The 13,416-nt window shown below is 67.1% G+C and carries 9 protein-coding genes; 4 read left to right on the top strand and 5 right to left on the bottom strand.

Annotation, left to right across the window (positions count from 1 at the left end; translation table 11 throughout):
- The gene (locus ABUE31_RS15350; protein WP_367724531.1) at positions 1-894 is read right to left on the bottom strand and encodes a carbohydrate ABC transporter permease; all 894 of its coding nucleotides are present in this window, start codon (positions 892-894) and stop codon (positions 1-3) included.
- An 81-nt stretch (positions 895-975) separates the two neighbouring features.
- Positions 976-2,214, bottom strand: coding sequence for an ABC transporter substrate-binding protein (locus ABUE31_RS15345; RefSeq protein WP_367724530.1), 1,239 nt, complete (start codon positions 2,212-2,214; stop codon positions 976-978).
- A gap of 397 nt (positions 2,215-2,611) precedes the next feature.
- On the opposite strand from ABUE31_RS15345, the gene ABUE31_RS15340 reads away from it, so the two are divergent.
- Entirely contained in the window at positions 2,612-3,676 is a 1,065-nt protein-coding gene (locus tag ABUE31_RS15340) for a LacI family transcriptional regulator (protein WP_367724529.1), read from the top strand.
- Positions 3,677-3,716: 40 nt separating this feature from the next.
- Here ABUE31_RS15340 and ABUE31_RS15335 read toward each other — a convergent pair whose 3' ends face one another.
- The 3 genes from ABUE31_RS15335 to ABUE31_RS15325 form a co-directional block, all read right to left on the bottom strand.
- Complete coding sequence (locus ABUE31_RS15335) at positions 3,717-4,217, bottom strand: SRPBCC family protein (protein WP_367724638.1); 501 nt, start codon at positions 4,215-4,217, stop codon at positions 3,717-3,719.
- Positions 4,218-4,321: 104 nt separating this feature from the next.
- Positions 4,322-5,605, bottom strand: coding sequence for an RNA polymerase sigma factor (locus tag ABUE31_RS15330; RefSeq protein ID WP_367724528.1), 1,284 nt, complete (start codon positions 5,603-5,605; stop codon positions 4,322-4,324).
- Complete coding sequence (locus ABUE31_RS15325) at positions 5,602-5,976, bottom strand: YciI family protein (protein WP_367724527.1); 375 nt, start codon at positions 5,974-5,976, stop codon at positions 5,602-5,604. The genes ABUE31_RS15330 and ABUE31_RS15325 overlap by 4 nt, the downstream gene beginning before the upstream one ends.
- A gap of 194 nt (positions 5,977-6,170) precedes the next feature.
- Here ABUE31_RS15325 and pcaF point away from each other — a divergent pair, with 194 nt between their 5' ends.
- The 3 genes from pcaF (at position 6,171) to ABUE31_RS15310 (ending at position 13,396) form a co-directional block, all read left to right on the top strand.
- Positions 6,171-7,373: a 3-oxoadipyl-CoA thiolase gene (pcaF, locus tag ABUE31_RS15320; RefSeq protein ID WP_367724526.1), complete on the top strand. Its 1,203-nt coding sequence runs from the start codon at positions 6,171-6,173 to the stop codon at positions 7,371-7,373.
- A gap of 345 nt (positions 7,374-7,718) precedes the next feature.
- On the top strand, positions 7,719-9,701 hold the full coding sequence (locus tag ABUE31_RS15315; RefSeq protein WP_367724525.1) for a hypothetical protein: 1,983 nt from the start codon (positions 7,719-7,721) through the stop codon (positions 9,699-9,701).
- Between the two features lie 11 nt (positions 9,702-9,712).
- On the top strand, positions 9,713-13,396 hold the full coding sequence (locus tag ABUE31_RS15310) for a DUF7929 domain-containing protein (protein ID WP_367724524.1): 3,684 nt from the start codon (positions 9,713-9,715) through the stop codon (positions 13,394-13,396).
- Positions 13,397-13,416: the final 20 nt, after the last annotated feature.

Here is a 13,416-nt window from a genome sequence, read left to right as displayed (position 1 = left end):
TCAGCGCCTCCGCCCGAATTCGAGATAGGCCCACGGCACGATGATGATCGCGACAGTCAGGAGCATCATGGTGGATGCGGCGAAGCCCTGGCCGAGATTCTGCGCGGCGAACATGTAGTCATAGACATATTTTGCGGGCACTTCGGAGGCGAGCGCCGGCCCGCCGCTGGTTTGCGCCACGACAAGGTCGTAAACGCGCACGATGCCGCTCGCGATGATGACCAGCGTGGTGACGAAGACCGGCCGCATCATCGGGATGACGATGAAGAGATAGGTTTTCCACATCGGGATGCCGTCGACGCGCGCAGCCTTCCAGATGTCCTCGTCGATGCCCCGCAACCCGGCCAGCATCAGGCACATGACCAGTCCCGTGCCCTGCCAAAGGCCGGCGAACAGGATGCCGTAGATCACCAGTTCCTTGGTGTAGAGCGGGTTGAAGGAGAAGCTTTCCCAGCCGAGGCCGCGCACCACGTGCTGGACGCCGAAATCGGGATTGAGCAGCCACTGCCAGACGAGGCCTGTGACGATGAAAGACAGCGCGAACGGATAGAGGAAGATGGTGCGGAACGTGTCCTCGAAGCGGATCTTCTGGTCGAGCAGCGCCGCCAGGACGAAGCCGATGACCAGCGAGAAGACCAGCGACAGGCTGCCGTAGATCAGCAGGTTCTCGATCGATGTCAGCCAGCGCGGCGTCGTCCACAGCCGCTCGTACTGGTCGAGGCCGACGAAGTTGAGCCGCGGCAGGAGCCGCGAATTGGTGAACGAGTGGACGATGGTCCAACCGGTGCCGCCGACGAAGATCACCACGGCGGTCAGGATCATCGGCACGGATGCGATCTTCGCATTAAGATTGCGAAACAGCTTGTTGGGCCGCCCCGTGGGACTGTCGGTCATGCCTGATACACTCCGGCGACGTCTTGGCGTTCGGCGCCGGCCCCGCGCTTGCGGGGCCGGCACTGGAAGGAACGCGCAACCTCAGTCGGCGTTGGCGATGATCTCGGCGTAGCGCTTCTGCGCCTCCTCCGGAGTCAGCGAAGGCGTCTTGAAGAACTCGACGAACAGGTCGTTGAGCTGATTGTTGGTGTCCTCGGTGTTGAGCTGGTTGGTGTCGGGGATGATGTTGCCCGACGCCAGGATCTCGAGCCCCTTCTTCATGCAGTCGTTGGCCGCGTTGACATCGACGTCGCCGCGCACCGGAACGGACCCCTTCTTGAGGTTGAAGGCGACCTGGGTTTCGGGGCTGAGCATCGTCGATGCCAGCACCTCCTGTGCCGCGCTCTTTTCCGGATCGTCGATAACGGGGAAATAGAACGAATCGCCGCCGGTCGAGATCAGCTCGTTGACGCCGAGGCCCGGCAGGCAGAAATAGTCCTTGCCGGCGACCTGGCCCGCGACCTGGAACTCGCCCTGCGCCCAGTCGCCCATGATCTGGCCGCCTGCCTGTCCGGTGATCACCAGGTTGGTGGCCTGGTTCCAGTCCTGCACGTTCGACTTGGCCGACAGCCTGCGCGCGTCGTCGGCGGCCTTGAACACCTTGGCGATCTCGGGTCCGGCGGCGGCTTCCGCGTCATGATCCTTGTAGACCTTGAGGAATACGTCCTTGCCGGCGATGGCGGGGATCAGCACGTTGAACGCGCCAGTCGTCTGCCAGGGCTGGCCGCCGATGGCGAGCGGGATCTTGCCGGCCTTTTCGAGCGCCGGCCCGGCAGCCACGAACTCGTCCCAGTTCTTCGGCACCGGCACGCCCGCGTCGGCGAACGCCTTGGCCGACAGCCACAGCCACTGCCACGAGTGGATGTTGACGACGACGCAATAGACCTTGCCGTCGACGGTGCAGCCGTCGAGCAGGCTCGCCGGCCGGATGACCTCGCGCCAGTTTTCCTTGGTCGCGATATCGGTCAGGTCGCGCAGCAGGCCGGCCTCGATCAGTTCCTCCGCCTGGCGCCCGGTGTTGAACTGGAAGGCGCCCATCGGGTCGCCGCCGGTGATGCGGCTGACCATGATCGGGCGCGCCGTGTTGCCGCCGCCGGCGATCGCCGCATCCACCCAGTGGTTGCCGGTGGCGTCGAAGGCCTTTGCGAACTCGGCGACCGCTGCCGATTCGCCGCCCGAGGTCCACCAATGGGCGACTTCCAGGTCGGTAGCGCCGGCCGGAGCCGCGAACGGAAGTGCGACCGATGCGGCAAAGGCAGCGGTCAAGAGCTTATAACGCATGGAGTTCCTCCCGAAATCTGAAACGTTACAGGTCGAACCATAGGCGAGCAAAAATGGGTGCGCAATGCTCCTTCAGGCGCAGAAGGATATTTTTTCCGAGTCTCGAAAAATCTTTGTTCCTAGCGATCACCGTTGGGCCTGGCGTAGCGAAATTTGCTGCAACGCAGCAGAATCAAGGACGATTTCGGGTTAATCGACTGAATCCAAAGGTGCTGCGTTGCAAAATCCGGGGGTGGCCTTAGGGGCCGGTCACCGCGCTGGAAGTCGCCGGTTGCCGGACTGCGCGCGCCGCTCCTGGGCATTCATTGTAACGTTACAGCTTGCGATGAAACCTGTGCGGGTTCATGCTGGCGAAGTTGCCGTTGCGTCGGAAATGCGCGATGTAGGGGCGGGGATCATGGACGAGCCAGCAGACCTTAAGAGAGCGGAAACCGCCAGCGGCGACGCCGGCGCGGGCAGCGGCGGCCGTCCGACGCTGAAGACCATCGCCTTCATGACCGGTCTTGGCGTGACCACCGTGTCGCGCGCCCTGAAGGATGCGCCGGAGATCGGCGAGGAGACGCGCCGTCGCGTGCAGCTGGTGGCGCGCCAGGTGGGCTACCGTCCGAACCGGGCGGGCGTTCGTCTCCGGACAGGCAAGACGAATGTCATCAGCCTCGTTCTCAACACCGAGGAGCAGATCGGCGGTTTCGTCTCGGACATGATCTACGGCATCTCCGAGCATCTGGCGCAGACGCCCTACCATCTGATCGTGACGCCCTATTCGCGCACCAACGATCCGCTCGAGCCGGTCCGCTACGTGGTCGAGACGGGCTCGGCCGACGGCATCATCATCTCGCGCACCGAGCCCGACGACAAGCGCGTGCGCTACATGCTCGAGCACGGCTTTCCCTTCGCCACGCACGGCCGCACGGAGATCGCCGCGCCGCATGCCTTCTTCGACTTCGACAACTATGCCTTCGCACGCGACGCGGTGAGGAAGCTGGCCTCCCTCGGCCGCAGGCGGCTTGCACTGCTGGCCCCGCCTTCCGTGCTGTCCTATCACGACCACATGCGAAACGGCTTTCTCGACACCATGGCCGAGCTCGGTTTCGCCGAAGTGCCGTTCAACGGCGTCAACGTCGATCATTCGATCGAACAGATCCGCGCCCGCACGCTGGAGATCATGCAGCGGCCGAACCGGCCGGACGGCATCGTCAGCGGCGCCGGCGGCGCGACCTTCGCGCTGGTCGCCGGGCTCGAGGACGCCGGCCTGAAGGTCGGGTCGGACGTGGACATCGTCTCGAAGCAGTCGGCGCGCCTGCTCCACCTGTTCCGGCCGCAGCTTCACGTCGTCAACGAGGACGTTCGGCATGCAGGCCGCGAACTGGCGCGCTCGCTGATCGCCCTGATCGGCGGCGCACCGGCCGACACGCTGCAGGGCCTGAGCCAGCCGGGGCCGGTACTGGCGATCGGCGAATGAACGGGCAGCCGGCGCCGCCGGCCGCCCAGGCAGCCTTGCGCTAGAGCTTGGCCAGCAGTTCGGCGAGTTGCTCGGCGCACTGGCTCCAGCCCTGGTGGAAGCCCATCTGCTCGTGCGCTTCGCGGTCTTCCACGCTTGCATGGCGGGCGCGCGCGACGTAGCGGGTCTTGCGCTCGGCTCCCGAGCCGATGTCCTCGAAGGTGACGATCGCCGTCATGAACGGCTTTTCGGCAGGCTCCCATGCCGAGCTGAAGGCATCGGTGAAGACCAGCTTCTCGTTCTCGACAACCTCGAGGTAGACGCCGCGGCTCGGATGGTCGTTGCCGTCGGGGTCGCGCATGACGATCAGGCACGACCCGCCGGGCCTGACGTCGAGCGCGGCGCCGGGCGTCGTCCATGGCTTCGGCGCGAACCATTGCTTCAGGAGCTTCGGTTCGGTCCAGGCGCGGTAGACCTGTTCGCGCGGGGCGTCGAGCACGCGCTCCAGCACAAGCTCGCGTTCGACCGGGAATTCGGCGTCGACGTCGACATGGACATTCATCATGACCTCCTGCAGCTTTGTATCCATTCTCCCTAGACGAATGGCGCAGCCCTGCTGCGACATCGCGCCGGAACTTTTTTTCAGGAGCTGTCAGGAGCGCGGTGTCAGGACGCCGGCGTCGGGGCCCGGCGGACCGGCGTGTCGGAGGCCCCGGCGGCCAGCCGGTCGAGATGCATGCGGATATGGGCGGCCTCGGCCGCCGAATTGGCGAGCGAAATGGCCTTGCAGAAAGCGTCGCGCGCTTCCTCGTTCCGGCCGAGCTGCATCAGGAGCCCGCCCTTGACGCCGAAGAAGTGAAAATAGCCCGACAGCTTCGGCGCCAGCGGTTCGATCATGTCGAGCGCGGCCTGCGGACCCCGGGACTTCGAGACTGCAACCGCCCGGTTGAGCGTGATGACCGGCGACGGCTGCATCGCCTCCAGCGCACCGTAGAGCAGGTCGATCTGCGGCCAGTCGGTATCCTCGGCCCGGGCCGCGCGGGCATGCAGCGCCGCGATCGCCGCCTGGATCTGGTAGGGTCCCGGGGCGCGGTGACGCATCGCCTTGTCGACCAGGGCGAGCCCCTCGGCGATGTCGTTGGCATTCCACGTCGCGCGGTCCTGGTCCTCGAGCAGGATCACCGAGCCGTCCGCGTCGAACCGCGCGTCGGCGCGCGCATGCTGCAGGAGGAGCAGCGCCGTCAGTCCCATGATTTCCGGTTCGGCGGGAAACAGGCGCAGCAGCAGCCGGGCCAGCCTGATCGCCTCGTCGCACAGCGGCAGGCGCATCGCGACGTCGCCGCCACTTGCCGAATAGCCCTCGTTGAAGACGAGGTAGATCATGGCCGCGACGGCGGCGAACCGCTCCGAGCGCTCGACCGGACCGGGCACGTCGAACGGCACGCCGGCATTGGCGATCTTCGCCTTGGCGCGGGTGATGCGCTGCTCCATGGCGCTTTCGCCGACGAGGAAGGCGCGGGCGATCTGCCTGACCGTCAGCCCGGACACGATGCGCAGCGCGAGCGCGATCTGCTGCGTTGCCGGCAGGTCCGGGTGGCAGCAGATGAACAGCAGCCGCAGGATATCGTCGCGGTAGTCCGCCCCGTCCAGCCGGTCGGCCATCGCGTCTTCCGCGTCGTCCAGGTCCGACAGCACCCTTTCGTCGGGCAGCGGCGCGTCCTTCGAGCGCCGTCTCACCCCGTCGATCGCACTGTTGCGGCCGACGAAGATCAGCCAGGCGGTCGGGTCGCGCGGCGGGCCGTTGCGCGGCCAGGTCCTGAGCGCACGCAGGCTGGCGTCCTGGAAGGCTTCCTCCGCCGTGTCGAGGTCGCGGAAGTAGCGCAGCAGCGCCGCAATCGCGCGGGGCCTCGCTCCGGCGAGCAGGGGACCTATCCAGGCGACATCGGTCATAGTGTGGGCGCGACGGGATTGAGGAGGCCGACCGGTCGGATCTCGTACGAGCCGCTGGCAGGATTGGCCTCGGAGAGTTCGCGCGCGAAGGCGACGGCCTCGTCGAGGTTCGCGCAGTCGATGGTGTAGAAGCCGAGCAGTTGTTCCTTGGTCTCGGCGAAGGGGCCGTCGAGGATCAGAGTCTCGTTCCCGGTCTTCCGCAGGGTCGTCGCCGCCGTCGTCGGCAGGAGCCTTGCGACCGGGCCGAGCCGGCCGGCTTGCGCATAGCGCTTCTGGATGGCGACGAGGTTGGCGATGACCTCGTCGTCCTTCTCCTTGCTCCAGGCGGCGACGGCATCTTCGGAAGCATAGCAGAGGACGGCATAGATCATGTGTCGGGTCTCCTTCATCGAGGACGAAAGAGTTAGGGCAACCCCGACAGGGCGTCGACAACAATTCGTCCTTCAGGCCGGCGAGCCTGTCCGAGACCGGACGCAACGGGACTTGCCGGCGTGCCCCCGGTGGCGCATGAGGGGGCACTGGAACCGCCGGACGACAGCCGGCCAGCCCCGGCAAGGACAGGATCATGCCCGAAGCATTCATCTGCGACTACATCCGCACGCCGATCGGCCGTTTCGGCGGTGCCCTCTCGCCAGTCCGGACGGATGACCTGGCAGCGATCCCCCTCAAGGCGCTGCTCGCCCGCAACGCCGGCGTGGACTGGGCCGCCGTCGACGATGTCGTCTACGGCTGCGCCAACCAGGCGGGAGAGGACAATCGCAACGTCGCGCGAATGGCGCTCCTGCTCGCCGGCCTGCCGAAGGACGTGCCGGGTTCGACGGTCAATCGCCTGTGCGGCTCGGGCATGGATGCGCTGACCATCGCCGCGCGCGCCATCAGGGCAGGCGAGGCCGAACTGATGATCGCCGGCGGCGTGGAGAGCATGTCGCGCGCGCCGTTCGTGATGCCGAAGGCGGATGCGGCGTTCTCGCGGCACGCCGAGATCCACGACACCACCATCGGCTGGCGTTTCGTGAACCCGCTGATGAAGCGGCAGTACGGCATCGATTCCATGCCGGAGACCGGAGAGAACGTGGCCGACCAGTTTTCGGTCTCGCGCGCCGACCAGGACGCCTTTGCCGTGCGGAGCCAGGCCAGGGCGGCCGCCGCGCAGGAAAACGGCCGGCTGGCGAAGGAAATCGTGCCGGTGACCATCCCCCAGCGAAAGGGCGAACCGGTCATCGTCGAAAAGGACGAGCATCCGCGCGCCACCAGCCTGGAGGCGCTGGCCAGGCTGCCGACGCCGTTCCGCGAAGGCGGCACGGTGACGGCCGGCAATGCATCGGGCGTCAATGACGGCGCGGCCGCTCTCATCGTCGCCTCCGAAGCCGCGGCCGGCAAATACGGACTGACGCCGATCGCCAGGATTCTCGGCGGCGCGGCGGCGGGCGTCGAGCCGCGCATCATGGGCATCGGCCCGGCGCCGGCAACGCGCAAGCTCTGCGCGCGGCTCGGGATCAAGCCCGCCGACTTCGACGTGATCGAGCTCAACGAGGCTTTTGCCTCGCAGGGCATCGCCGTGCTGCGCGAACTCGGCATCGCGGAGGACGCCGGGCATGTGAACCCCAACGGCGGTGCAATCGCGCTCGGCCATCCGCTCGGCATGTCGGGCGCGCGCATTTCCGGAACGGCGGCGCTGGAGCTCAGGGAGCGCGGCGGCAAGCTCGCGCTGGCCACGATGTGCATCGGCGTCGGCCAGGGCATCGCGCTTGCACTGGAGCGTGCATAGAGCCGTCAGCATCTTCGACGACATTGTGATGAACCTTTCCTCCTTCCGGCGCGACTGACGCCAAGGCGCCGCAATGGTGCGGCCCGGAATGGAGAAGGAAAGCCCATGACCAGACACACATTGTCGGGGTCAGCGGGAACATCCGGCATCCGGCGCGGGGGCCATCGGCCCGGCGCGGCGGATGCCGTCCCGATTCAATTGACCCAACGTAACGCACGGCCTATGCTCCCTTCGAGGGGTTCCGCAAGGAACTCAAAGGGCGAAAGTGCCGGCGCCGTGCGCTTAGCTCCTTGCCGCGCGTACCTGCAGGCAGTTTCGCCGACCCGCATGGGGAGGATGAGCATCATGCCACGCAGCCGCGGCGACCTGCGTTCGCTTGTTTGCAACCTGAAAATCGAAGGTCTCAGTGCAAGGCTGGCAGGCGGCAGCGCCCTGCTTGCGCTCGCGCTCGGCGCAAGCATGCTTGCGGCCGTGCCGGCGCGCGCGCAGGAAGGCCAGATCATCAATCCCGGCGCCATGGCCGTTACCGGTTTTTCCGGGACGATCATCCCCGGGATCGAGGAAGGCCTGCCTCCGGGCGTCGATCCGGTCGACGAGACCTTCATCGACACGCAGCGCGCGACGCTGCGCATCTTCGACGTGTCGGCGCTCGGCGGTCCGCCGTCGGGTCAACTGGTCTACACGCCGCAGCCCTTCGAGGTGCTGGCCAACCAGATCGGCCAGGTCTTTGCGCTGACCTATGACGACGGCGTACGCGACGGAACGCCTTCCGGCGTACCGGACCTCTTCGCCGGCGCGACCTCCCTGCACGGCATCCGCATTGTCACGCCCGACGCCGACGGCGACGGACGGCCGGAGCGGGAGCGCCGCGGCAAGGCAGGCGCCACCTTCATGGACGGGCAGTTCGCCGAGGCGAATGGCGGCTCGCCTGGCGCGATCTGGCGGATAGACGGCCAGACCGGCGCCGTGTCGCTGTTCACCACGATCGAGGGCAACAGCGGCCCCGGCATCGGCGACGTCAGCTTCGACAAGGTGCACCGCCAGTTCTTCGCCTCCGATCTCGACACCGGCCTCATCCACCGCATCGCGGCGGACGGAACGGTGCTCGACGCCTTCGACCATGGTGTCGACGGCCGGCCGACGCGGGGCCTCGCCGCCGTCGCCGACGATGGCGCGGTGATGGACATCCAGGGCGCCGCCTTCGACAGCGAGAACCCCGACACCTGGGGCATCACGCCGGAGGAGCGCGCCGTCTGGGGCGTCGGCGTGCATGGCGGCCGCGTCTACTACGCCGTCGGCGAGAAGGCCGAGATATGGTCGATCGGGATCGCGCCCGACGGCGACTTCGCGGGCGACCCGCGCTGGGAGCTGACGGTCGACGCGGAGGAGGATCTCGCCGTCACCGACATCGCGTTCGACGGCCAGGGCTTCATGTACCTGGCGCAGCGCGGCGAGATCGAGAACCGCTACGACTACTCGCAGTTCGCCGATTCCGGCGACGGCGAGGTGCTGCGCTACTGGCGCGAGAGCCCGGACGATCCGGCCACCGAATCGATCTGGGTGCCGGTGCCGCAGAAATACGCCATCGGCTTCCCGGAAGGGCATCGCCAGGCGGCCGGCGGTCTCGACCTGCAATACGGCTATGACAGCGAGGGATATTTCAATCCCAACGCCTGCTCGGCCACGCTGGTCGCCACCGGCGACAAGCTGCGTGACAATCCGGCGCTCGCCGACCAGCTCGCCGCGGGCGGACCGCTCGCTGTGCACGGCGTGCAGATCAACTCGACAATGCTGGTGCGGCCGCAGAACGAACCGCCCTTCGGGTCGTGGTTCGTCGACTTCGACGGGTTCTTCGAGGACCCGGAAGTCGAAGGCCATGTCGGCGACGTCGAGGTCTGGCGTCCCTGCGAAGGGCGCGCCGGTTACTATGACGGCATCCCCTATCCCGGCGACTATCCGGATCCGTACTGGCCTCCGGGCTTCCCGCCTCCGGGCAACTTTCCACCCTGCATCGACGTCGATGCGGTCGAGTACTACTGCACGCCGGCCGGGCTCGAGGCCGACATCTACCTCCGTGACGTTGCGGGCATCGGCGGCGACTCGATCAAGGCCGATTCCAGGACGCCGGGCGTTTTCGTCAGTCCGCTTCAGCAGACCCAGCCTCCGGGCGCTCCTTTCACCATCGGAATGAGCGGCTTCTTCCCGGGCGACAGGGTTGATGTCGGCCTCTGCTTCTACCGGCAGTCCGACGCGGACGCTGGCGGCTACTATCCTTGCTGCAAGGTTGTGGTCCCGCTCGATACGCCCTTCGAAAGCTGCGAGCCGTGAGGGAGGATGAGATGAACGCTCTTCACCATTCGCCGCTCGCGACGAGCGCAAACGCAACGTTCATGGAGACGATCATGCAACCCCTGTCATTCGCCAGGCGCCCGGCGCGCTGGCTGATGGCGGCCGGGCTCGCGCTCGCCGCCATGCAAGGCGTGCCGGCTGCGATGGCGCAACCGGCCGACGAGGGCCTCGACGTCGATCACGGCCCGACGGTCCATCCCGAACCGGGCGAGGCCGAACCGTTCTTCTGGAAGACCGGCGAGCAGCGCGACTGCGACTATGTCGTCTATCGCCTGCGCTTCGGCGCCCAGGGTGATCCGGCCAAGTTCCTCGACCCGGCCTTCACGGCCAATCTGCAGAATGTCCGGATGGACTTCCGCGACACGCTTCCGGCCGGCCTCGAGATCGTCGATGTCCAGGCATCCGGTGACGGCACCGACGCCGTCGGCGGCCCGTTGCCGACACCGACCGTCTCGACGGTCGCCAATCCGAACGACACGGCGGAGATCACCGACTTCCGCCTGACCACTGCCGACCTCGACGCCTCGGGCGAGCCCGACCGTCGCTACATCGACATCGTCATCACCGCGAAGATCGACCAGGCGGCGTTTCCGGCGCCGACGATGGTCGACAACCAGGGCTTCGTGACGATCACTCTCGGCCCTGACATCGGTTCGAAGGAGGTGCCCTCGCACGATCCGGCGCTGCCCGACGATGGCGACTTCGAGACCGGCGAGCCGACCTCGATCCTTATCGACGTCACCGACTGCGAACCGCCGCCTCCGCCTCCGCCGCCTCCCCCGGGTGGTGGCGAGGAGTGCTTCAAGGTCGAGATCGGCGAAGTCGACTGCGTTCCCGGTGGCGGCGCCTACATCTACCACATGCCTGTCGGCCCCGAGCTTGGCGGCAAGTGGGTGCAGGTGAGGACCACCACGCCCGGCATCGATGTCGCGCCGATGGCGCAGCTCGTGCCGATCGGCGGCGGGGTGCTCAACTGGACCATCACCGGCGGCCTGCCGGGCGATGTCATCCACCTCATCGTCACCGGCATCGAAACCTATGCCCGGCCTGCCGACGGCGTCGGACTCTGCTGCACGCAGGTTGTCGACATCGTCATTCCGGAGGATCTCGAATGCCCGCCGGAACGCGGCGAACCCGACATCGAGGTGCTCAAGCGGGCCGACGACGCCTTCTGCCTGCCTGAAGGCCCCTGCAACTTCACCATCCGGGTCACCAATGTCGGTGACGCCCCCTACAACGGGCCGATCGTGCTCGAAGAAGTGACGACGCCCGGCAACGCGCCGGTGGTTTCGGGGCCGAACGCGCCCTGGGCCTGCCCGCCGATGGTCAGCCCGATGGTCTGTACGCACCCTGCCACGACTCTCAACCCCGGCGAGTTTGTCGATCTCAAGCTCGGCTTCGCGCCCGGACCCGGTTGGGAAGCGCCCTATATCGGCAACTGCGCGGAGTATGACTACACGGCAAGCGGCTTCCCGGAAGTCTTCGGCTCGACCGAGAACGACAGGGATTGCGCGCGCATCCCGATCTGCCTCCCGGGCGATCCGAGATGCAACCCGCCGGTCGATGACAAGCGGCCCGACCTCCGTCTCGACAAGGAGGCGACGTCGCTGTCCTGTACGGCCGATGGCGTCTGCCATTTCGTCATCCGCATCTTCAACAACAGCGACGAAAACTATGTCGGTCCGCTGACGGTGATCGACACCTATCCTACGGGTGCGCCGGTCTCCTCGTCATTCGAGCCGACGCCGCCGTGGGTCTGCGGTCCGGACGGTCCGGCGCAGTTCCGCTGCGACAACGCTGGCGTTGTGATCCCTCCGGGCGGGTTCCTGGCGATCACCGTGACGGCGGTCGTTTCGGACAACTATCCGGGCGACCTCATCCGCAACTGCGCGGAAGTGCAGCCCATCCCGGACGAGACGGACCTCACCAACAACCGGGACTGCGCCGAAATGCGCATTCCCAACCGCGAGCCCGGCCAGCCGGCGCTGCGCATCCTGAAGACCTGCGAACAGGCCACGGCTCTCGGAGCTCCGGTGTCCTGCCGCATCACCGTCGTCAGCGTCGGCACCACCGCGCCGACCGGCCCGGTTCGCGTCCATGACGCGGCTACGGTCATCGGCTCGGGAACGCCTGTCCAGATCCTCACCGTCACGCCCGACGGCGCGGAGTGGACCTGCGGTCCGGTTCCGGCCAACACGCTGTCGTGCGAAATCCCTGGGGCGGTCATGACCCCCGGCACCAGCCGCCACTTCGACGTGACGGTGCAGGCGCCGACCTATGGCCGTTTCGAGAACTGCGCACGCGGCAACTGGGGGCCGGCCCCCGGCAATGACATCGTCTATCCGTTCGGCGAGGCCTGCGCGGAAGGCGGTGGCAATACCTCCGTCAACGTCGAGAAGACCGGCGACACGGAGTGCCGCATGGGCGAACCCTGCACGTTCGAGATCACGTTCGACGGCGGCGAGACCGGCTTCTCCGGCCCTGTCCGCATCGGCGATGCGATCGGCGTGGAGGGCCTCGGCCGTCTCGAGGGTGTGGAAATCGTCTCGATCGAGCCGCCGTTCGGCTGTTCGCCCGAGCCGACCACGCTGCCTATGTCCTGCGTCACCGACCTGACGCTGGGCGCCGGCGAATCCCGGGTCCACCACGTGACCGTGATCATTCCGGAGGGTGGCGCGCTGGCCAACGCGAAGGAACCGCTTTCGGCGCGCAATTGCGTCGGCGTGGTTCCGCCGAATACGCCGGTCGCCACCGCCGAACGGATGATGTCGGAAGCCCCGACGACGACCGGGCGGCCCAATGACGTGCCTTATGCGTGCCATCCCTTCACCATCTCCAACCCGGTGCAGGAATGCTCGCCCGGCTTCGTCATGAACGACGCTGGCCGCTGCGTGTGCCCGCAGGGCACGACCTACCGCAACGGGCAGTGCCGTCCGGTCGATGACGGCACGCCGCCCCCGCCGCCGCCTCCGCCGCCGCCGGTGGAGGAGTGCAGGCTGCTGCCGGGCCAGATCCGGACCCAGGACGGGCGCTGTGTCTGTCCGCGTGGGACGAGCCTGGTGCGCGGCGAATGCCGTCGGGACGAACCGGTGCAGTGCCGTCTGCTGCCGGGCCAGATCCGGACCAACGACGGGCGTTGCGTCTGCCCGCGGGGAACCCGCCTTGAGAAGGGCGAGTGCCGCAAGGTGGAGCCCCCGCAGTGCCGTCTGCTTCCGGGCCAGATCCGGACCAATGACGGGCGTTGCGTCTGCCCACGCGGTACCCGTCTTGAGAAGGGCGAGTGCCGCAAGGTGGAGCCCCCGCAGTGCCGTCTGCTTCCCGGCCAGATCCGGACCAATGACGGGCGTTGCGTCTGCCCACGCGGTACCCGTCTTGAGAAGGGCGAGTGCCGCAAGGTGGAGCCTCCGCAGTGCCGTCTGCTGCCGGGTCAGATCCGGACCAAGGACGGACGTTGCGTCTGCCCGCGGGGAACAAGCCTCGTCAACGGCGAGTGCCGCAAGCGGCAGGTCGAGTGCCCGAGAGGGACCATCCTGCGCAACGGCCGCTGCGTGAAGATCGAGGTTGAGCGTTGCCCGCGCGGCACGGTCGGCACGCCGCCGAACTGCCGCAAGCTGCAGATCAACCCGAACCTTCCCCAGTTGCTGGACCCCAAGCAGAGACAGACGATCCAGTAGGGACGACGTCTCGATGACAA

Source organism: Mesorhizobium marinum, from assembly GCF_040813675.1.
GTDB lineage: Bacteria > Pseudomonadota > Alphaproteobacteria > Rhizobiales > Rhizobiaceae > Mesorhizobium_K > Mesorhizobium_K marinum.
The sequence above is the reverse complement of the archived record's forward strand: the minus strand, read 5'-3'. Positions and strand labels throughout refer to the sequence as shown.